Genomic DNA, 20,335 nt, shown 5'->3' on the forward strand with positions numbered 1-20,335 from the left:
CCATGCGCGCGCTGCCCGCCCTGCCGCTCCTCTGCCTGCTCGCCGCCTGCGGCCCCATGTCGGTCCAGCGGGCCGAGGAGGTCTGCGCCGAGCGCGCCCGCCTCGCCGAGGCGCCGCGCGGGACGATCGGCGTGGGAGCGGGCAAGGGCGGCATGGTCAGCGACCTCGAACTGACCGTGACCTCGGACTATCTCATGGGCCGGGACCCCTCGGCCCTGTTCGACGCCTGCGTCTATCAGAAATCCGGCCAGCCCCCGACGCGGCCGTTCTACTCCCGCTAAGACCAGAAGGGATGAACCATGGTCCAGCTCACGCTCCCCAAGAATTCCAAGGTCCGCACCGGCAAGACCTGGCCGAAGCCCGCGGATGCGAAGAACGTCCGCAAGTTCATGATCTACCGCTGGGACCCGGACACGGGCGAGAATCCGCGCGTCGACACCTACTTCCTCGACATGGACAAGTGCGGGCCGATGGTCCTCGACGCCCTCATCAAGATCAAGAACGAGGTCGACCCCACCCTCACCTTCCGCCGCTCCTGCCGTGAAGGGATCTGCGGCTCCTGCGCGATGAACATCGACGGCATCAACACGCTGGCCTGCATCTACGGTCTCGACGAGATCAAGGGCGACGTGAAGATCTACCCGCTGCCGCACATGCCGGTGATCAAGGACCTGATCCCCGACCTGTCGCTGTTCTACGCCCAGCATGCCTCGATCATGCCCTGGCTCGAGACGAAGACGGTGGAGCCCGCCAAGGAATGGCGCCAGTCCGTCGAGGACCGGGCGAAGCTCGACGGCCTCTATGAATGCGTCATGTGCGCCTGCTGCTCGACCTCCTGCCCGAGCTACTGGTGGAACGGCGACCGCTACCTCGGGCCGGCGGCGCTCCTGCACGCCTACCGCTGGATCGTGGACAGCCGCGACGAGGCCACGCCCGAGCGTCTCGACATGCTCGAGGACCCGTTCAAGCTCTACCGCTGCCACACGATCATGAACTGCGCCAAGACCTGCCCCAAGGGTCTGAACCCGGCCAAGGCCATCGCCGAAATCAAAAAGATGATGGTCGAACGCGTCATCTGACGTCCAGCGGCGCCCGCTTGAGGGCGCCGCCCCCTCGCCCTCTCCCGGCCCGTCCCGTCGACCGACACCTGCCGCGCCGCAAGCGCCCGGCCCGCACCGCCCTGCCCGAACGCGCCTGCCCGTGCCTCCCCCTTCCCCGCTTTCACTCTGCCCAAATATCCTCGGGGGGCGCCGCCCCACCGGGGCGGCGGAGGGGGGCAGACAGCCCCCCTTCTTCGCCAAAAGAGAAGCCTCCGCGGGGAGGACGCGGAGGCTTTCCGGCAGCAGAAGCCGCCGCAGAAGGCCCTAGTGCAGCGTATGCCGGGCCATCAGTTCGTAGGTGCCCGCATTGGGGCAGAAGCTGCAGTCGGCAGGCTCGACCCGGTCGGCCTCGGCCAGCGTGCATTTGCAGAGCTTGGTGCTGCCGCACCGCCGGCACACGTCCAGCAGGTCGAGATAATCGGCATAGGCATGCTGCACCGCGGCGGGCTCCAGTCCGAAGACCTGCGCCATCTGCAGCAGGCGTTCGCCCACATCCTCGGGCATGCGCGCGAACTGTTCCATCTGCCAGCGCGTGATGCCCAGATCGTCCAGATCGCGGTCGCTCAGCGCATGGATCTCCTGAAGCCGGTGCCAACGGTCGAAGAGGGCGCGAACTCGGTTCAGCATGGCTATTCCCCTTGGGTCTGATCCTATTTCATCGACCCTTGAGTATCCTTTTCCCGACTCGCGAAACATGATCCCGGTCAAGTTTTCTGACCGCATCAGCCGATGAGATGTCGCAGTCCCTGCGTCACATCGGTGCGCACCGCCAGCCGCAGGCCCGGCTCATCGCCTGCCCGGAGCGCGGCGAGGATGTTGCGGTGGTGCTGCGGCGGCTCGTTACGCCGAAGCCGGCCATAGAGGGCGCGCATCGTGGGCCCGAGCTGCAGCCAGACCGTCTCCGCCATGGCCAGCATGGCCGGGGCCTGCGCGCGCAGATAGAGCGTGCGGTGAAATTCGAGGTTGGTGCGGATATAGGCCACCGCATCCGCCTTCGCGACCGCCTCGGCATTGGCCGCATTGATCGCGGCCAGCCGGTCGATCAGCGCGAAATGCGCCCGCGGCAGGGCCCGCGCCGCCAGCTCCGGCTCCAGAAGCGCCCGGATCGCCGCCAGTTCCTCGATCCGCTCGGGGCTGAGTTCCGGCGTGGCCACCCGCCCCGAGGAGGAGAGCGACAGCGCCCCCTCGGCCACCAGCCGCCGCACCGCCTCGCGCGCGGGCGTCATCGAGACCTCGAAGCTGCGCGCCAGACCGCGCAGCGTCAGCGCCTGCCCCGGCGCCAGCTCGCCATGCATCACCTGCGCGCGCAGGCTGCGATAGAGCCGCTCGTGGGCGGAGGCGGTCAGATCGGAGGGGCGGGACGGGTTCTGCATGGGCGCGAGCAAGCACCGCCCGGCGGCTCCGGTCAATCCCCGAAGCGGAAGCCGTGCAGCGCCTGCCCCTGCCGCCGCAGCCAGGCCCGGTGCAGGGCATAGTCGGGATCCAGCCGCGCCACCTCGGCCCAGAAAGCGGGCGAGTGGTTCATCTGCGCGAGATGGGCGACCTCGTGGGCTGCCACATAGTCGAGGATCGGCGGCGGCGCGAGAATCAGCCGCCATGAGAACATGAGGCAGCCGTCCTGCGTGCAGGATCCCCAGCGCGACCGCGTGTCGCGCAGCGTGAGCCGGGCATAGGTCCGGCCGAGGCTGCGGGCATGGCGGTCGCAGGCCGCGGCCAGCCGCTCGCGCGCCATGGCCTTGAGGAAGGTCGCAAGGCGCAGCGGCACCGAGGCCGGATCTCCCGGCACGAGGAGCGAATCGTCGGTGACCCGCACCGAGCGTCCGCTGCCCGGCCGAACGGTGAGCGGGCGCCCCTCGAGGGGCAGGACCGATCCAATTCCCACGGAGGCTGACTCGGGCACATCCGACAGCGCGCGGCGGATCCAGCCCTCCTGATCGCGGACGAAGTCCAGCGCCTCGGCCTCGCGGGCGCGCAGCGGCAGCGTCAGCGTCACGCGACCGTCAAGCCGCGACACGCGCAGCGAAAAGCGCCGGGCCTGCGCCGAGCGGCGCAGCGTGATCTCGACGGGGGGCGAACCGGGCAGGACGGGCATCGGGGGCTCCTTCGGGCGCCAGATTAGCGGGGCCCGGAGCAGAGAAAAGCCCTGAAAATCCGGGGAAACGCGGGGGTCGGAAAGGCTTTGACACTCCGGGGGGCTTGTGGCATGGCTCCCCAATTCTGCAGCAGCCAGCCTTGCAAGGGGATCACCATGCCCAAGGAAGAATGGGGCACGAAGCGCATCTGCCCGACGACGGGCAAGCGCTTCTACGACCTCAACCGCACGCCCGTCGTCAGCCCCTACACCGGCGAAGTCGTGGATATCGAAAGCGCGCGCCGCAAGGCGGTGGCCGCGGTCATCTCGCGCGCGACCCCCGAGAAGGACGACGACATTCTCGTGGACGATATCGAGACCGAAGACGATCTGCTCGACACGGAATCGACCGAGGATTCGGATGTCGATGACGATCTGCTCGAGGACGATTCGGACGACAATGTGTCGCTCGACGACCTGGCCGACGTGGCCGGCGACGACGAGGAAGGCTGACCGCCTCGGGGGGCGAATTTTCCTCTTGCGCCCCCCGCCGCGAGCCTCTAGATAGCCCGAGCGAACCGGAAGCGGTTCGCGAAGCCCAAGCGGATCGGCAACGGTCCGCACCTCCGGTGGGGTCATAGCTCAGTTGGGAGAGCGCTTGAATGGCATTCAAGAGGTCGGCGGTTCGATCCCGCCTGGCTCCACCAAAAAAATCCCTGACTGACACGGCGACCTTACTCGATCCACGAGAGTGGCCATGGTCGTCTGCGCGGATCCCGATCCTGCGGCTTGGGTCCTGACGGCTCGACAGGCCTCGACCCGGACCGCGTGACCGGCAGGAGGCAGCACACGAAACAGGCTGTGCCGACGCCCGGGATCCCGGAGGCATCCCGCCGACCGATGTTCCGCGACGGAACCGCTGTGCCCAGATCACGGTTGTCCTCCCGCAGTTCATCCCCGGAGGATCTCATGAAGAAATTTCTCGTCCTGCTTCCCGTCTTGGCCTTCGCCGCAGGCTGCCAGACCGCCGACCAGACGACCGCGGCCAGCGCCCTTGGCGGCGCGGCCCTCGGCGCGGCGGTGTCGAGCAACGATGACCGCGTGCAGGGCGCAGCTCTCGGGGCCGCGGCCGGCGCCGTGGCGGGCACGCTGATCGGGCCGACCGGCTCGGGCACCTGCTACTACCGCAACACCCGCGGCCAGCGCTTCACCGGCCCCTGCTGATCTTCCGCTGACGCCGACCGGATGATGAGGCCCCGCGATCCGCGGGGCCTTTGGTCTTTCCGGGCCCTCAGGGCAGGATCTCGAACCGGTCCACATCCACCATGCCCCGGTCGGTGATCTTCAGATGCGGGATCACCGGCAGCGCGAGGAAAGCGAGCTGCAGGAAGGGCTCCTCCAGCGTCACGCCGAGGCTGCGCGCGGCCTCTCGCAACGTCACAAGGGCGTCCCGCACCTCCTCGAAGGGCCGAAGGCTCATCAGCCCGCCCACCGGCAGCGCGAGCTCGGCAAGGATCTCGCCGCCGGCCGCCACCGCGAAGCCGCCCTCGAGTGCGCGCAGCCGGTTCGCGGCCAGCGCCATGTCGGCATAATCGATCCCCACCACCGCGAGATTGTGGTGGTCGTGGCAGACGGTCGACGCGATCGCGCCGCGCGCCATGCCGAAGCCGCGCACGAAGCCCGTGGCGCGGCCGCCCGTCTTGCCATGCCGCTCGATGACCGCGATCCGCGCCAGATCGCGGACGGGATCCGGCCGCTTGTCTCCGTCCACGGGCTCGATCTCGGCCGTCAGATGCTCGGTGATGATCTTGCCGGGCAGGATGCCGATGACCGGGGTATCGGCCCGGTTGCCGGGGCAGCGGAAGGCCTCGGGCGCGATCTCGGCCACCTTCACCGAGGCCCGCGCCACCGGCTCGATGTCTGATCGCGCGGAAAAGGCCGCATCGTCGGCCACGACGCCCCCCGCCAGCACCAGCGCCGCGTGGCAGCCTTCGAGCGAATCGAGCACCGCGATATCGGCCCGCCGGCCCGGCGCGATCAGGCCGCGGTCCTTCAGCCCGAAAGCGTCGGCCGCCGACAGGCTTGCCGCGCGGTAGACGGCCAGCGGCGGGGCGCCCAGCCGGATCGCGGTGCGGATCATGTGGTCGATGTGCCCGTGCTCGGCGATGTCGAGCGGGTTGCGGTCGTCCGTGCAGAGGCAGAGGTAGGGCGCATGGCGCTCGGTCAGGATGGAGACGAGCGCATGCAGGTCCTTCGACACCGACCCCTCGCGGATCAGCACCCGCATCCCCTTTCGCAGCTTCTCGAGCGCCTCCTCGGCGGTGGTCGCCTCGTGCTCGGTGCGGATCCCGGCCGCGATATAGCCGTTCAGATCCTTGCCCCGCAGCAGCGGCGCATGGCCGTCGATGTGGCGGCCGCGGAAGGCCTCGAGCTTGGCCATGCATCCCGGGTCCTTCATCAGGACACCCGGGAAATTCATGAATTCGGCGAGCCCGATCACCCGCGGATGATCCATCAGCGGCGCGAGATCCTTGGCCTCGAGCGCGGCGCCCGCCGTCTCCATATGCGTGGAGGGCACGCAGGACGAGAGCTGTACCCGCAGGTCCATCACCAGATGGGCCGAGGCTTCGAGGAAATAGCGGATACCTTCGAGCCCGCAGACATTGGCGATCTCATGCGGATCGCAGATCGCGGTGGTGATGCCGCGCGGCGTCACGCACCGGTCGAATTCGAAGGGCGTGACCAGCGAGCTTTCGACATGAAGGTGGGTGTCGATGAAGCCCGGCACGAGGATCCGGCCCCGGCAGTCGATCTCGCGCCGGCCCGTGTAGGTGCCAAAGGTGCCGACGATCCGGTCGCCGCAGATCGCCACATCGGTCTGCACCAGCTCGCCCGTCACGAGATCGAAGACGCGGCCATGCTTGAGGACGAGATCGGCCGGAACGAGGCCCCGCCCCTGATCGATACATTCGGAAAGGCTGCGGCTCATGGATCCTCCTGTCGCTCGCCTCAGAGAAACCCAAGGCCGCGGGCGCGTCCAGCGGATTGGCCTTTCCTGACGCGCACGGGCCGCGGCGGGACGGCCTGCGGAGAACGTTTAGCTCTTGCACACGGCGGCGGGGGATGATCCTTCTCGGGTCTCATACCGAGAGATTTTCCATGCACCCGCTGCGCGGCATCGGCCTCAAGGTCGCCTCCGTCCTCATCTTCATCGTCATGTCCGCGCTCATCAAGGCGACGTCAGACCGGGTTCCCGCGGGCGAGGCGGTGTTCTTCCGCTCGTTCTTCGCCATGCCGGTGATCTTCGTCTGGCTGGCCTGGCGGCACGAACTGCGCACGGGGCTCAAGGCAGTCAATCCGATGGGCCATGTCTGGCGCGGGGTCGTGGGCACGATGGCCATGGGGCTCGGCTTTGCAGGGCTGGCCTACCTGCCGCTGCCGGAGGTCACCACCCTCGGCTATGCGGCGCCGCTTCTCACCGTGATCTTCGCCGCGATGTTTCTCGGCGAAGAGGTGCGCGCCTTCCGCATCTCGGCGGTGGCCCTGGGGCTCGTCGGCGTGCTGATCGTGCTCTCTCCCCGCCTCACGGTGCTGTCGGGCGGGATGGGCCATCGCGAGGCCTTCGGCGCGGCGCTCGTGGTTGGCGGGGCGGTCTTCGCCGGGCTCGCGCAGGTGTTCATCCGCAAGCTCGTCCATACCGAGGCCACCTCGGCCATCGTCTTCTATTTCTCGCTGACGGCGACGCTTCTGTCCTTCGTGACGCTGCCCTTCGGCTGGGTCTGGCCCACGCCCGCCGAGGCGGCCCTGCTGATCGGGGCCGGCGTTCTGGGCGGTGTCGCGCAGATCCTGCTGACCTCGGCCTACCGGTTCGCCGACGCTTCGCTGGTCGCGCCCTTCGAATATGCCTCGATGATCTTCGCGCTGCTGATCGGCTATCTGGCCTTCGACGAGGTGCCGACGCTGGTCATGCTCGGCGGCGCGAGCCTCGTGGTGGCCGCGGGCATCCTCATCATCTGGCGCGAGCGCCGGCTGGGCCTCGAGCGGGCGCGGCAGCGCAAGGCCATGTCGCCCCAAGGCTAGGGCCAGCGCAGGATGCGGTCGGCGGGGGCCGACCTCTGCAGCACGCGGCGCACGTTGGGCATGTCGTTCGAGGCCACCCACTCGGCACCGCCGGGCCGCGCCGCCCATCGCGCCAGAAGCCGCCGCTCGAGCTCGGCCTCCGGCACGTCGAGGAAGAGCGTGAGATCGAAGAAGCCCCGCAACCGCCGCCAGGGCTCTTCGTCGAGAAGCAGGTAGTTGCCCTCGACCACGAGGATCCGGTCCTGGTCCGTCACCACATCGGCCGCGGCGCGCGCGAGCTCCATGCTGCGGTCGAAGACCGGGATCGCGACCTCGCCGCCTGCCCTGAGCCGCTCCATCAGGGCGAGGAAGCCCCAGATGTCGAAGGTCTCGGGCGCGCCCTTGCGGTTGGAAAGGCCGCGCCGGGCCAGCACGCGGTCGTCGAAATGGAACCCGTCCATCGGCACCAGCCGGGCGCCGGGGCCGAGGCCTGCCACCAGCGCCTCGCCCAGCGTGGACTTGCCCGCCCCGGGCGGACCGGCGAGAGCCACAATGAACCGCCCCCGCCCCTCCGCCGCCGCCCGGATCTCCTGCGCCAGCGTCTCGGGCGTCATGCGAACTCGTTGAGGCTTTCGGGGGCCATGGCGCCCGTCATCAGCGCCACGGCATCGGACATCGAATGACGCTTGGGATCGATCACGCAGAGCCTCCGCCCCAGCCGGTGCACATGCACCCGGTCTGCCACCTCGAACACATGGGGCATGTTGTGGCTGATGAGCACGATGGGCAAGCCCCGCCGCTTCACGTCGAGGATCAGCTCCAGAACGCGGCGGCTCTCCTTCACGCCCAGCGCCGCGGTGGGCTCGTCCATGATGACGACCTTGGAGCCGAAGGCCGCCGCCCGCGCGACCGCCACCCCCTGACGCTGCCCGCCCGAAAGGGTCTCGACCGCCTGCCCGATGTTCTGGATCGTCATCAGGCCCAGCTCGGTCAGCTTCTCGCGCGCCTTCTGCTCCATCGCAGGACGGTCGAGGGCGCGCAGCCACTTGCCCATGAAGCCCGGCTTCCGGATCTCGCGTCCGAGGAACATGTTGTCCGCGATCGACAGGGCGGGCGACAGGGCGAGGTTCTGATAGACCGTCTCGATCCCTGCCTCGCGCGCATCGAGCGGCGAGGCGAACTGCATGGGTCTGCCGTCGAGCTCGATGCTGCCCTCGTCCACCCGGATCGCCCCCGAGAGCGCCTTGATGAGCGAGGATTTCCCGGCGCCATTGTCGCCGATCACCGCGAGGATCTCGCCCGGATAGAGGTCGAAGTCGCAGCGGTCGAGGGCGGTGACGCGGCCGTAGCGTTTCACGAGGCCCCGGGCCTTCAGGATCGGTTCCATCACGCAGCCGCCTTTCTGATCCACTGGTCCACGGCGACCGCCGCGATGATGAGGATGCCGATGAGCAGGTAGGTCCATTGCGGATCCGTCCCCATGAGCTTCAGCCCCAGCGAGAAGACCCCCACGATCAGCGCGCCGAAGAGCATGCCCAGAACCGATCCCCGGCCGCCGAAGAGGCTGATCCCGCCGATCACCACGGCCGTGATCGATTCGATGTTGGCGAACTGGCCCGCCGTGGGCGAGACCGAGCCCAGACGGCCGATCATCACCCAGCCCGCCAGCGCGCAGATCAGGCCCGACAGCGTGTAGACGGTGACGAGCACGTTGCGGGTCTGCACGCCCGCAAGCTCGGCCGCATCGGGATCGTCGCCCACCGCATAGACATGGCGGCCCCAGGCGGTCTGGCGCAGCACATAGGCGATGACCAGCACCAGAAGGATCAGGAGCACCGCGCCATAGGTGAAGACCGCCCCGCCCCGCCCGGCCTCGTCCGCGCCGAGCCGGAAGGTGTTGCCGAAGAACTGCAGGATCGGTGCCTGAGCCGAGATGTCCTGCGAGCGGATCGTCTCGTTGGCGGAATAGAGGAAGTTCGCGGCCAGCACGATCTGCCACATGCCCAGCGTGACGATGAAGGGCGGAAGCTTCATCCGCGCGACGAGGGTGCCGTTCACGAACCCGATGCCTGCGCCCGCGGCAAGGCCGCAGAGCACCGAGAGCGGCGCCGGGATCCCGTAGCGGAAGGTGAACTGGCCCATGATGACCGAGGAGAGCACCATGATCGCGCCGACCGACAGGTCGATCCCCGCCGTCAGCACGACGAGCGTCTGCGCCGCGCCCACGATCCCCACGATGGCCACCTGCTGGAGGATGAGCGTGAGGGTGAAGGCCGAGAAGAACTTCTGGCCCAGCAGCGCACCGAAGATCGAGATCGAGACGACCAGAACGATCAGCGGCACCAGCGAGGGCGTCTGGTGCAGAAGATGCCGTGCCTGCTGGACGAAGCTCTTGCGCTGCTCGAACTCGGCCACGGCGTCCGGGCTGCGGTTCAGCGCAGCCTCGAAGCCCTGCGGTCCGTGGGTTTCCGTTGCCATCTTCCTAGACCTCCCGTTGCCGCGCTCTCCGTGCCGCGCGAAGCGGCGCAGGATGGATCTGTCCGAAACCGCCCTGCGTGCCGCCCGTGACGGACCCCGAGGGGCGGGCTCCGTCATCGCAGGATCCTCCGGCGGGCCGGGGGTGCGCCCGGCCCGACGGACCGGGCGCGCCGCTCACCCCCAGCAGAGCTCCGCGCCCTTGGTGCTGTCGATGGACTCGACGCCCTCGACCGGCTGGTCGGTCACCAGCGCCACGCCGGTATCGGTGAAATCCTTGCCCTCGCTGGTGGCGGGCTTGGTGCCATCCTTGGCGAAGGCCGCGATGGCCTCGACCCCCAGCGCCGCCATCTGCAGCGGATATTGCTGCGAGGTGGCCCCGATGACGCCGTCCTTGACGTTCTGCACGCCCGGGCAGCCGCCATCGACCGAGACGATCAGCACATCCGCTTCGCGGCCGATGGATTTCAGCGCCTCGTAGGCGCCCGCGGCCGCGGGTTCATTGATCGTATGGACGAGGTTGATGGTCGGATCCTGCGCCAGCAGGCTCTCCATCGCGCGCCGGCCGCCCTCCTCGTTGCCCTGCGTCACCTCCTGCCCCACGATCCGCGGGTCGTCCTCGTCGCCCCAGCGGGTCTTGTCGCCGAGTTCGACGCCGAAGCCCTGTAGGAACCCCTGATTGCGCAGCACATCCACCGAGGGCTGCGACACGTCGAGGTTCAGGAGCGCGATCCGCGCATCGCCGGCCGCATCGCCCATCCGCGCCTTGGCCCATTTGCCGATCAGCTCGCCCGCAAGGAAGTTGTCGGTGGCGAAGGTGCCGTCGGCCGCATCGATCGGATCGAGCGGCGTGTCGAGCGCGATCACGAGAAGGCCCGCGTCGCGCGCCTTCTGCACCGAGGGCACGATGCCCTTCGTGTCCGAGGCGGTGATGAGGATGCCCTTGGCCCCGTCGGCGATGCAGGTCTCGATGGCCGCCACCTGGCTCTCGCTGTCGCCGTCGATGCGGCCCGCATAGGACTTGAGCGTGATCCCCAGTTCCTCCGCCTTCGCGGTGGCGCCTTCCTTCATCTTCACGAAGAAGGGGTTGGTGTCGGTCTTGGTGATCAGGCAGGCCGTCATGTCCTGCGCAAGGGCGGGCAGGGCCGACAGGGCAAGCGCCGCCGCGCCCCCCATGAGGGCGAGTTTGAATTGGGTCACGATGTCTCCTCCCGGAAGCGGGCCTCTCTCCGCCCGCCGTTCATGTGGCGCTGGCGTCCTCCCGCCGCGACGCCTTCATGGAAGCCGATTCCCGATCTTGCGTCAATAAATAATTCAAAGTGATTTAGTATTGACAGGATGGCCCTTCGCCGCCCCAATGGCTAAGGGAGGCCCGCTCGTCGGGCAGGGAGAGCGGGGTGAGACAGGGACAGGAGACGGCGGAACGGTCGGGCGGGGCCGAGCCCGGGCTGCGCGGCTCGAACCAGAGCGGGATGCGCGCGCATAACGAGCGCCTCGTGCTGTCGCTCGTTCGCCGCGAGGGGGCGCTGGCCAAGTCCGACATCGCGCGGATGACGGGGCTGTCGGCACAGACCGTCTCGGTCATCATGCGCGAGCTGGAGCGCGACGGCCTCCTGCGCCGGGGCGAACCGATCCGCGGGCGGATCGGCCAGCCGTCGGTGCCGATGTCGCTCGCGCCGGAGGGCGCCTATTTCCTCGGCCTCAAGATCGGCCGCCGCTCGGCCGAGCTGGTGCTGATCGACTTTCTCGGCCGGCCCGTCGCCTCGCGCCGGAGGCTCTATCCCTACCCCACGCCCGATGCGGTGGTGGCCTTCACCGCCGAGACCCTGCCCCGGCTGATGGAGAGCCTGTCGCCCGAAAGCCGCACGCGTGTGGGGGGCCTCGGCATCGCCATGCCGTTCCAGCTCTGGAACTGGGTCAGCTATGTGGGCGCGCCGCAGGCCGAGATGGACGCCTGGCGCACCCGCGACATCCAGAGCGAGCTCGCCGCCCTGACCGGCCTGCCCGTCCATGTCCGCAACGATGCAACGGCCGCCTGCGGGGCGGAACTCGTCTTCGGCAGCGGCGCGCGGCCCAAGGACTTCCTCTACTTCTACTTCGCCTATTTCATCGGCGGCGGCCTCGTCCTCAACGGGCACCTCTTCGCGGGGCGGACGGGCAATGCGGCGGGCGTGGGCCCCATGCCGGTGCCGGGCCGCGACGGCCAGATGCGGAGGCTTCTGAACGTGGCCTCGATGTCCGTCCTCGCCGAGGCGTTGGAGCAAGCGGGCGAGCCCTCGGCCGCGCTCTGGGAGGATCCCGGGCGCTGGGAGGTGAGCGGCCCGATCCTCGAGGAGTGGCTCGAAGGAGCGGCAGCAGGCCTCGCCTCGGCCATCCTCTCGGCCGCCGCGCTGGTCGAGATGGAGACGGTGGTGATCGACGGCTGGATGCCGCCCGCGATCCGGGCCGACATCGTGCGGCGCACCCATGCGGCGCTGCACCGGCTCGACCTGTCCGGCATCGAGCCGCCGCTGATCCGGGAGGGCACCGTCGGTGCTCAGGCCCGTGCCCTCGGGGCGGCTGCGATCCCCCTGTCGCAACGCTACCTCGTCGAGGCGATGGGCGCCGGGCAGGAGAGCTAGCTTTTCGCGCCTGCGACGCTTGACTTGTGAAGGTCAGAGCACCAGTTTGGCCAAAATCTCGCTGAACGTGAAAGAAATTCATGACCTCACGACCTTTCGCACCCGGAAAGGAGGCGCCGGCGGCATGTCTCTGGCTCTGATTGCCGCTCTCCCGTTTCTCGGGGCCCTGCTTCCGGGCCTGATGATCCGATCCGGGCGCACCGCCTGCGCCGTCGTCACAGGCAGCGTCACCGCCCTCGCGCTTCTGATGCTGGGGCTCCATGCCCCCGCCGTGCTCCGGGGCGAGATCGTGCAGACGCGCATCGACTGGATGCCCGGCCTCGGTCTCAACGCGAATTTCTTTCTCGACGGGCTCGGACTGCTGTTCGCCGGGCTGATCCTCGGGATCGGCCTGCTCATCATCCTCTACGCGCGCTTCTACCTCTCGCGGCAGGATTCGATGGGGCAGTTCTACAGCTATCTCATGCTGTTCCAGGGCGCGATGGTGGGGATCGTCCTGTCGGACAATATCCTTCTGCTCCTCGTCTTCTGGGAGCTGACCTCGCTGTCGTCCTTCCTGCTCATCGGCTACTGGAAGCACCTGCCCGCGGGCCGTCAGGGGGCGCGGATGGCGCTGACCGTCACCGGCATGGGCGGCCTCTCGATGATCGCGGGGATGCTGATCCTCGGCCAGATCGCGGGCAGCTACGATCTGACGGTGATCCTTCAGGCGCGGGACGCGATCCATGCGTCGGAGTGGTATCTGCCGGCGCTGGTGCTGATCCTGATCGGCTGTTTCACCAAGTCGGCGCAGTTCCCGTTCCATTTCTGGCTGCCGCACGCCATGGCCGCGCCCACGCCGGTCTCGGCCTATCTGCATTCGGCCACGATGGTGAAGGCGGGGCTCTTCCTCATGGCGCGAATGTGGCCCGCGCTGGCCGGCACGCCGGAGTGGTTCTATCTCGTCGCCACCACCGGCCTCGTGACGATGGTCGTGGCCGCCAAGATCGCACTCTTCAAGGACGATCTGAAGGCGCTCCTCGCCTTCTCGACCGTCTCGCATCTCGGCCTCATCACGATGCTTCTGGGCTTCGGCACCAAGTCCGCCGCCATTGCCGCCATCTTCCACATCATCAATCACGCGACCTTCAAGGCCGCGCTCTTCATGACCGCGGGCATCGTCGACCACGAGGCCCACACGCGCGACCTGAAGCGGCTCGGCGGCCTGCGCAAGCTGATGCCCATCACCTTCACCATCGGCACCGTCGCGGCGCTGTCGATGGCGGGCATCCCGCCGCTGAACGGGTTCCTCTCGAAGGAGATGATGCTCGAGGAGGCCGCCCACACCGTCTGGTCCGGCCAGGCCTGGCTGATGCCGGTCTTCGCCACGCTGGGCGCGCTCTTCTCGGTGGCCTATTCGCTGCGCTTCGTGGCCCACACCTTCCTCGGGCCGGTGCGCGACGACTATCCCCACCGCCCGCACGATCCGGGCTTCGGCATGTGGGCGGCCCCCGCCTTTCTCGCGGCGCTCGTCGTGGCCATCGGCCTTGCGCCGATGCCGATGGCGGCCTGGCTGGTGGATGCGGCGGCGGGCGCCACCACGGGCGAGGCGGTCCATGCCCATATCTACCACTGGCACGGGCTGACCCCCGCGCTCTGGATGTCGGTCGCGGCCATCGGCGGCGGCCTCGTGCTCCTCGGCCTCCACGCGCCGCTGATGCGCGCGTGGCTCGCCACCCCGCGCCCCGAGGCCAAGCGCCTGTTCGACGGTGTGGTGGAGCCGCTCGCAGCCTTCGCGCGGCGTCTCTCCACGGGGCTGCATGACGGGGCGCTCAGCCGCTATTTCGCCATCGCCACCTTCGCGATCCTTGCCGTGGGTCTCTATGCCTTCTTCTCGGGCGGCCACTCCGCCGGGACGCGGGCCCCGACCCCCGTCGAGGTGGTGCCTGCCGCGGGCTGGCTTCTCCTGATCGTTTCGACCGTGACGCTGGTCCTCTTCCACCACAACCGCGTGGTGGCACTGGTGGTGCTGGGCGTGGTGGGCCTCGTCGTCTCGATGGGGTTCGCCTATCTCTCGGCCCCCGACCTCGCCCTGACGCAGATCCTCGTCGAGGTGGCGACGGTGATGCTTCTGCTGCTCGCGCTGAACTTCCTGCCCAAACGGACGCCGATGGAGAGCTCGGCCTCGCGGCGGTTCCGCGACGGGATCCTGTCGGCAGGCGCGGGCCTTGGCGTCGGCTGCCTCATCTACATGATGATGACGCGGGACTTCGCCTTCCCCACCATCGCGGACTATCACCTCGCGAATGCCAAGACGGGCGGCGGCGGCACCAATGTCGTCAACGTGATCCTCGTCGACTTCCGCGGCTACGACACGTTCGGCGAGATCACGGTGCTGGGCATCGCGGCCCTCGTGATCTTCGCCGTCACCGAGACGATCCTGCGGCCCGGCCCGGCCAACAGCCGCCTCCTCTCCTGGGCGCAGGAGCATCGGCAGGCGGGCGACCGCCATCCGCTGATGCTCGTGGTGGCCACGCGGATGATGCTGCCGGTGGCGATCGTCGTGGGGATCTACATCTTCCTGCGCGGCCACAACATGCCGGGCGGCGGCTTCATCGCGGGCCTCGTGGTGGCCATCGCCGCGCTCATGCAATACATGGCCTCGGGCTTCGGCTGGACGGCCGCGCGCAAGCGGTTCGAATATCACGCGCTGATCGCGATGGGCGTGCTCATCGCCGGCGCGGCCGGGGTCGGCGCCTGGTTCGCGGGACGGCCGTTCCTGACCTCGGACTACGGCTACGTCCACCTGCCCCCGCTCGAGGAGTTCGAACTGGCCACCGCGATGATCTTCGACACCGGCGTCTTCCTCGCCGTGCTGGGTGCGGTTCTGCTGGCGCTGGCCTCGATCTCGCGGATCGCCGTCCGCGCCGGCGAGGAGGTTTCCTCGTCGCCCTATGACATCGACCTGCCGCGCGACGGCTTCGGAGACCGCTGATGGAGATCCTCGTCGCTTCCGCCGTGGGCACCCTGACCGCCGCCGGGATCTACCTGATCCTGCGGATGCGGACCTTCCCCGTGATCGTGGGGCTGGCCCTGCTGAGCTATGCCGTGAACGTCTTCATCTTCGCCTCTGGCCGTCTCGCGGTCGGTCTGCCGCCGGTTCTGTCCAAGACCGCTGAGGCCTACACCGACCCGTTGACCCAGGCGCTCGTGCTGACGGCCATCGTGATCTCCTTCGGCATGACCGCGGTGATCGTGATGGTGGCGCTCGGCGCCTTCCTCGAGGCCGGCACCGACCGGATGGACAGCGACGACGAGGCCGGCCAATGAACCACTGGATCATTGCCCCCGTCGTCCTGCCGGCCGTGATCGCGCCCCTGATCGTGCTGCTCATGCGCCACGATCTCGTGCTGCAACGGGTCTTCTCGCTGGCCGCGACCGTCGCGCTCTGCGGCGTGGCGGGCGTGCTTCTGGCCACCGCCGCCACCAATCCGCCCGAGGCCTATTTCCTCGGCAACTGGCCCGCGCCCTTCGGCATCGTGCTGGTCCTCGACCGGCTGGCGGCGATGATGGTGGCGCTCACCGCCTTTCTCGCGCTGATGGTGCAGCTCTACGCGATCGGCAGCGGCTGGGACCGGCGCGGCCAGCATTTCCACGCGCTCTTCCAGTTCCAGCTCATGGGGATCTGCGGCGCCTTCCTGACGGGCGACGCCTTCAACCTCTTCGTCTTCTTCGAGGTTCTGCTGATCGCGAGCTACGGGCTCATGATCCACGGCGGCGGCCGGGCGCGGCTGCGCTCGGGCGTGCAGTATGTGGCCTACAACCTCGTGGGCTCGACCCTCTTCCTCTTCGCGCTGGCCACGATCTACTCGGTGGCGGGCACCCTCAACATGGCCGATCTGGCCGAGCGGATCGCCGCCCTGCCCGAGGGCGAGGCCGCCATCCTTCGCGTCGCGGGCGTGCTGCTGCTGGTCGTCTTCGCGATCAAGGGCGCGCTGGTGCCGTTCCAGTTCTGGCTGCCCGGCACCTATGCCTCGGCCCCGGGGCCGGTGGCCGCGCTCTTCGCCGTCATGACCAAGGTGGGCGCCTATGCGGTGATCCGGGTCTTCAGCCTGATATTCCCGCCCGAGACGCCCGCCACCGGCGCCTTCTTCTCCGAGCTCCTCTTGCCCGCGGCGCTGGTGACGCTCGCGCTTGGCGCTGTGGGCGTTCTGGGCGCGGCGAGCCTCGGGCGGCTCGTGGCCTTCGGCGCCATCGCCTCGATGGGCACGCTCTTCACCGCGATCTCGGGCTTCTCGCCCGAGACGACCGCCGCGGCGCTGTTCTACCTCCTGCATTCGACGCTGGCGACGGCGGTCCTGTTCCTCGTGGCCGATCTCGTGCTGGCCCGGCGCGGCAGCGAAGACCTGATCCAGCGCCGTCCGCCCATCGCGCAGGAGGGGCTGATCGCCTCGCTCTTCTTCCTGGGCGCCATCGCGCTGGCGGGGATGCCGCCGCTGTCGGGCTTCCTCGGCAAGCTCCAGATCCTCGACGCGCTGCGCGGCCCGAACATGGTGGCGGTCTGGGCCACCGTGCTCGTCACCTCGCTCCTGATGATCGTGGGCTTTGCGCGGGCGGGCAGCCTCCTGTTCTGGAAGTCGCATGAAACGCTGATGGAGGCCGATCCGCACGAGCCCGATGTGCTGTCCTTCGCCGCGGTTGGCGGCCTCGTGGCTGCTCTCGTGGCCCTGACGCTCGCGGCGGGCCCGGTGTCGGGCGCGCTCGGCTCGGTGGCCACGGAACTGGCCGAACGCACGCCCTACATCGCCGCGAACCGCCTCACGGAGCAGCCGCAATGATCCGCAGGCTCTTTCCCCATCCGTGGCTCACGGTCACGCTGATCTTCGTCTGGATGCTACTCGTCAACAAGCTGGCTCTGGGCAGCCTCGTCTTCGCCGTGCTGCTCGGCATCGCCATCCCGCTGCTCGTGGCGCCCTACTGGCCGGGACAGACCCAGCTCAAGAGCCCGCTGCGCCTCGCGGCCTATGTGGGTCTGGTGATCTGGGATATCATCAAGGCCAACCTCACGGTCGCCAAGATCGTGCTGTTCTATCCGACCGAGAAGATCCGCTCGGCCTGGATCGCCGTTCCGATCGAGCTCACCTCGCCCGAGGCGATCTCGATGCTGGCGGGCACGATCACCCTCACGCCCGGCACGGTCGTGACCGACGTCTCGGCCTGCGGGCGGGTGCTGCTCGTGCACTGCCTGCACGCGCCCGACCCCGATGCGGTGCGCGAGGAGATCAAGACCCGCTACGAAGCCCGCCTCAAGAGGATCTTCGCATGATCGCACTCGCCCTGACCTACGCGCTCGGCTGCTTCGGCGTGGCGCTCCTGTTCAACCTCGTGCGGCTCCTGCAGGGGCCGACCATCGCCGACCGGATCCTTGCGCTCGATACGATGGTCATCAACATGATCGCGCTGATCGTGCTCTACGGCATCCGCGGCGGCGGGACGATGACCTTCGAGGCCGCGCTGCTCTTCGCGATGACGGGCTTCGTCTCGACGGTGGCCTACGCGAAGTTCGTCCTGCGCGGCAACATCATCGAGTGATACTCATGGACATGGCCCTCGAGATCCTGATTTCCGCCCTGCTCGTCATCGCCGGCACCTTCGGCCTGATCGGCAGCTTCGGCCTCCTGCGGCTGCGCGATGCGGTGCAGCGGCTCCATGCGCCGACCAAGGCCACCACGGTGGGGGTGGGTGCGGCGCTGATCGCTTCGGTGATCGACCTCTACCACTATCAGGACACGCTCACCTGGCAGGAGCTTCTGGTCGCCGCCTTCCTCTTCATCACCGCGCCGATCACCGCCCTCTTCCTCGGCAAGATCCACATGCACCAGAGCATCCCGCGCGAGAAGCTGCCCGACACCGGCACGAAGCGCGACTGGGCCACGTTCGATCCGACTTTCAAGGGCCCCGAGCCGAAGCTGCCCGGAGACTGACCTTCCCGCGACGCTTCCCGGGCCGCCTGCAAACGGAGCGTGGCCCCGCGACGCTACTTAACGTCGCTTGACCGGCGGCGGGCCGCATGCTTCTGGAGCAGGAGCTTTGCTCCGCGGAAAGGTGCGCCCTCCAATGCTCGATCTGACGTCTCACTGGGCGGGGATTCTCTCCCTCGTCATATTCGTGGCTGCCTACATCCTCGTGGTGTTCGAAGAGGCCACGCACCTGCGGAAAAGCAAGCCGGTGATGCTGGCTGCGGGCCTGATCTGGTTGCTGATCGGGCTGGCCTACGCGATCGCCGGCCGCGGCGAGGAGACCTACGAACTCTCCGCCCACATCATCGAGGAATATGGCGAGCTGTTCCTGTTTCTGCTCGTCGCCATCACCTATGTGAACACGCTCGAGGAGCGGCGCGGCTTCGAGGTGCTGCGGGCGAAACTCGTGAGCATGGGGCTCAGCTACCGCAGCCTGTTCCTCCTCACGGGCGCGCTGTCGTTCTTCCTGTCCGGCATCCTCGACAACCTGACGACGGCCCTCGTGATGGGCACGGTGGTCATGGCGCTCGGCTCGCACTCGCCGCGCTTCGTCACCATCGGCTGCATCTCGATCGTCGTGGCGGCCAATGCGGGCGGCGCCTTCACCCCCTTCGGCGACATCACCACCCTGATGGTCTGGCAGAAGGGCAGGCTCGACTTCTTCGAGTTCTTCGCCATCCTGATCCCCTCGCTGGTGAACTGGGCGGTGCCTGCCGCGATCCTGTTCTTCGCCGTGCCGAAGGGCACTCCGGACGCGCAGGCCGAAACGATCCGCGCCAAGCCCGGCGCGCTCGGCGTGGCGATCCTCTTCGCCGCCACCATCGTGACCGCCGTCAGCTTCAAGAACTTCCTCAATCTGCCGCCGGCCCTCGGCATGATGCTGGGCCTCGGCTATCTCCAGCTCTGGTCCTATGTCCTCAAGCAGAAGGGCACGCGCTGGCGCGACGACGACATGGTGCTCGACAGTTTCCACCAGATCCAGCGGGTCGAGTGGGATACGCTGCTGTTCTTCTTCGGCATCATCTTCGCCGTGGGCGGGCTCGGCGTTCTGGGCTACCTCACGCTCGCCTCCGAGCTGCTCTACACCGACCTCGGACCGACTGCCGCCAACATCATCATCGGCGCCCTCTCGGCCATCGTCGACAACATCCCGCTGATGTTCGCGGTGCTGACGATGGACCCTGCCATGTCGCACGGCGAATGGCTGCTCATCACCCTCACCTGCGGCGTGGGGGGCTCGATGCTCGCGATCGGGTCGGCGGCCGGCGTCGCGCTCATGGGGCAGGCCAAGGGCGCCTACACCTTCATGGCGCACCTGAAATGGACCTGGGCCATCGCGCTCGGCTATTTCGCCTCGATCGGCGCGCATCTCGTCATCAACGCGCACCATTTCTGAGGTGCGGGCCGCGCCTTCGGGCGCGGCCTTCCCGTTCCGCCGCGGTGGCCGGTCAGGCGTGGCCTGCGGTCGACGAGAGCGTCAGCGGGTCGATCCCCATATGGCGCAGCATCCCGGTCCATTTGCCGGGATCATCGTCCGAGAAGACGAGTTCGGAGGGCGCCTCGGCCGTCAGCCAGTCGTTGCGCTGCACCTCCGCCTCGAGCTGCCCCGGCCCCCAGCCGGAATAGCCCAGCGCCATCAGCGCCGAGCTGGGCCCCTGCCCCCGCGCCAGCGCTTCGAGAATGTCGACGGTGGCGGTCATGCCGAACTTGCCCGAGACCAGCATCGTGGCCCCCACACTCATGTAATCGGGCGAATGGAGCACGAATCCCCGCCCCCTCTCCATCGGACCGCCAAGATGCACCCGGATGTCGCGGCCGTTCGGCGCACGCGGGATGTTCAACTGCTCGAGCATGCCGGCGAAGCTGAGGTCCTCCACCGGCTTGTTGACGACAAGCCCCATCGCGCCGTCGGGCGAATGAGCGCAGATCAGCACGAGGCTGCGTTCGAATCGCGGATCCGCCATGCTGGGCATGGCGATGAGCAGGCTTCCTGAGAGATCCATGCGCGCC

Annotated in this window: 22 protein-coding genes and 1 tRNA gene; 14 read left to right on the forward strand and 9 right to left on the reverse strand. The window is 68.4% G+C overall.

The features are described from left to right. Positions 1–2: 2 nt before the first annotated feature. Together RSP_RS13260 and RSP_RS13265 are read left to right on the forward strand one after the other, a co-directional pair. On the forward strand, positions 3–281 hold the full coding sequence (locus RSP_RS13260; protein WP_002721275.1) for a hypothetical protein: 279 nt from the start codon (positions 3–5) through the stop codon (positions 279–281). A gap of 18 nt (positions 282–299) precedes the next feature. Next, a complete protein-coding gene (locus RSP_RS13265) occupies positions 300–1,079 on the forward strand; it encodes a succinate dehydrogenase iron-sulfur subunit (protein ID WP_002721286.1) in 780 nt (259 codons plus the stop codon). A 285-nt stretch (positions 1,080–1,364) separates the two neighbouring features. On the opposite strand, the gene RSP_RS13270 is transcribed toward RSP_RS13265, so the two are convergent. The 3 genes from RSP_RS13270 to RSP_RS13280 all read right to left on the reverse strand — a co-directional run bounded on the left by RSP_RS13270 (position 1,365) and on the right by RSP_RS13280 (position 3,192). Continuing rightward, complete coding sequence (locus RSP_RS13270; RefSeq protein ID WP_002721287.1) at positions 1,365–1,727, reverse strand: DUF1127 domain-containing protein; 363 nt, start codon at positions 1,725–1,727, stop codon at positions 1,365–1,367. A gap of 95 nt (positions 1,728–1,822) precedes the next feature. Beyond that, positions 1,823–2,473, reverse strand: coding sequence for a GntR family transcriptional regulator AgkR (agkR, locus tag RSP_RS13275; protein ID WP_002721288.1), 651 nt, complete (start codon positions 2,471–2,473; stop codon positions 1,823–1,825). A 32-nt stretch (positions 2,474–2,505) separates the two neighbouring features. After that, on the reverse strand, positions 2,506–3,192 hold the full coding sequence (locus tag RSP_RS13280; RefSeq protein WP_011338637.1) for a M48 family metallopeptidase: 687 nt from the start codon (positions 3,190–3,192) through the stop codon (positions 2,506–2,508). 156 nt (positions 3,193–3,348) lie between these two features. On the opposite strand from RSP_RS13280, the gene RSP_RS13285 reads away from it, so the two are divergent. From RSP_RS13285 to RSP_RS13295, 3 genes are all read left to right on the forward strand, one after another. After that, positions 3,349–3,684 (forward strand): TIGR02300 family protein, encoded by a 336-nt coding sequence (locus RSP_RS13285; protein WP_002721290.1) that lies wholly within the window; start codon positions 3,349–3,351, stop codon positions 3,682–3,684. Positions 3,685–3,802: 118 nt separating this feature from the next. Next, positions 3,803–3,878 (forward strand) — tRNA-Ala (locus RSP_RS13290). A gap of 262 nt (positions 3,879–4,140) precedes the next feature. Next, a complete protein-coding gene (locus RSP_RS13295; RefSeq protein ID WP_011338639.1) occupies positions 4,141–4,395 on the forward strand; it encodes a glycine zipper 2TM domain-containing protein in 255 nt (84 codons plus the stop codon). 67 nt (positions 4,396–4,462) lie between these two features. Here RSP_RS13295 and ade read toward each other — a convergent pair whose 3' ends face one another. Continuing rightward, entirely contained in the window at positions 4,463–6,160 is a 1,698-nt protein-coding gene (gene ade, locus RSP_RS13300; protein WP_011338640.1) for an adenine deaminase, read from the reverse strand. A 134-nt stretch (positions 6,161–6,294) separates the two neighbouring features. Here ade and RSP_RS13305 point away from each other — a divergent pair, with 134 nt between their 5' ends. Next, positions 6,295–7,251 (forward strand): DMT family transporter, encoded by a 957-nt coding sequence (locus RSP_RS13305; RefSeq protein WP_011338641.1) that lies wholly within the window; start codon positions 6,295–6,297, stop codon positions 7,249–7,251. On the opposite strand, the gene RSP_RS13310 is transcribed toward RSP_RS13305, so the two are convergent. The 4 genes from RSP_RS13310 to RSP_RS13325 all read right to left on the reverse strand — a co-directional run bounded on the left by RSP_RS13310 (position 7,248) and on the right by RSP_RS13325 (position 10,905). After that, the gene (locus RSP_RS13310) at positions 7,248–7,844 is read right to left on the reverse strand and encodes a nucleoside/nucleotide kinase family protein (RefSeq protein ID WP_011338642.1); all 597 of its coding nucleotides are present in this window, start codon (positions 7,842–7,844) and stop codon (positions 7,248–7,250) included. The genes RSP_RS13305 and RSP_RS13310 overlap by 4 nt on opposite strands. After that, entirely contained in the window at positions 7,841–8,617 is a 777-nt protein-coding gene (locus RSP_RS13315) for an ATP-binding cassette domain-containing protein (protein ID WP_011338643.1), read from the reverse strand. The genes RSP_RS13310 and RSP_RS13315 overlap by 4 nt, the downstream gene beginning before the upstream one ends. Further along, complete coding sequence (locus RSP_RS13320) at positions 8,617–9,708, reverse strand: ABC transporter permease (protein WP_009563035.1); 1,092 nt, start codon at positions 9,706–9,708, stop codon at positions 8,617–8,619. The genes RSP_RS13315 and RSP_RS13320 overlap by 1 nt, the downstream gene beginning before the upstream one ends. Positions 9,709–9,882: 174 nt before the next feature. Beyond that, positions 9,883–10,905: a sugar ABC transporter substrate-binding protein gene (locus RSP_RS13325; protein ID WP_011338644.1), complete on the reverse strand. Its 1,023-nt coding sequence runs from the start codon at positions 10,903–10,905 to the stop codon at positions 9,883–9,885. A gap of 197 nt (positions 10,906–11,102) precedes the next feature. Between RSP_RS13325 and RSP_RS13330 the strand changes: the two genes are divergently transcribed. The 8 genes from RSP_RS13330 (at position 11,103) to nhaD (ending at position 19,721) form a co-directional block, all read left to right on the forward strand. Then, positions 11,103–12,326: an ROK family transcriptional regulator gene (locus tag RSP_RS13330; RefSeq protein ID WP_011338645.1), complete on the forward strand. Its 1,224-nt coding sequence runs from the start codon at positions 11,103–11,105 to the stop codon at positions 12,324–12,326. Positions 12,327–12,450: 124 nt separating this feature from the next. Then, a complete protein-coding gene (locus tag RSP_RS13335) occupies positions 12,451–15,300 on the forward strand; it encodes a monovalent cation/H+ antiporter subunit A (protein WP_011338646.1) in 2,850 nt (949 codons plus the stop codon). Beyond that, positions 15,300–15,635 carry a Na+/H+ antiporter subunit C gene (locus RSP_RS13340; protein WP_002721306.1) on the forward strand — a complete coding sequence of 112 codons (336 nt, stop codon included), beginning with the start codon at positions 15,300–15,302 and terminating at the stop codon, positions 15,633–15,635. Before RSP_RS13335 ends, RSP_RS13340 begins: the two co-directional genes overlap by 1 nt. Further along, the gene (locus RSP_RS13345; protein ID WP_011338647.1) at positions 15,632–17,143 is read left to right on the forward strand and encodes a monovalent cation/H+ antiporter subunit D; all 1,512 of its coding nucleotides are present in this window, start codon (positions 15,632–15,634) and stop codon (positions 17,141–17,143) included. Before RSP_RS13340 ends, RSP_RS13345 begins: the two co-directional genes overlap by 4 nt. Then, entirely contained in the window at positions 17,140–17,631 is a 492-nt protein-coding gene (locus RSP_RS13350; protein WP_002721310.1) for a Na+/H+ antiporter subunit E, read from the forward strand. Before RSP_RS13345 ends, RSP_RS13350 begins: the two co-directional genes overlap by 4 nt. Next, entirely contained in the window at positions 17,628–17,897 is a 270-nt protein-coding gene (locus RSP_RS13355) for a K+/H+ antiporter subunit F (RefSeq protein WP_002721312.1), read from the forward strand. Before RSP_RS13350 ends, RSP_RS13355 begins: the two co-directional genes overlap by 4 nt. 5 nt (positions 17,898–17,902) lie before the next feature. Next, a complete protein-coding gene (locus RSP_RS13360; protein ID WP_002721315.1) occupies positions 17,903–18,289 on the forward strand; it encodes a Na+/H+ antiporter subunit G in 387 nt (128 codons plus the stop codon). A 133-nt stretch (positions 18,290–18,422) separates the two neighbouring features. Further along, positions 18,423–19,721 (forward strand): sodium:proton antiporter NhaD, encoded by a 1,299-nt coding sequence (gene nhaD / locus RSP_RS13365; protein WP_002721316.1) that lies wholly within the window; start codon positions 18,423–18,425, stop codon positions 19,719–19,721. Between the two features lie 52 nt (positions 19,722–19,773). Here nhaD and RSP_RS13370 read toward each other — a convergent pair whose 3' ends face one another. Beyond that, complete coding sequence (locus RSP_RS13370) at positions 19,774–20,328, reverse strand: YqgE/AlgH family protein (protein ID WP_011338648.1); 555 nt, start codon at positions 20,326–20,328, stop codon at positions 19,774–19,776. Positions 20,329–20,335: the final 7 nt, after the last annotated feature.

This window comes from Cereibacter sphaeroides 2.4.1, assembly GCF_000012905.2.
In the GTDB taxonomy this organism is placed as follows: domain Bacteria; phylum Pseudomonadota; class Alphaproteobacteria; order Rhodobacterales; family Rhodobacteraceae; genus Cereibacter_A; species Cereibacter_A sphaeroides.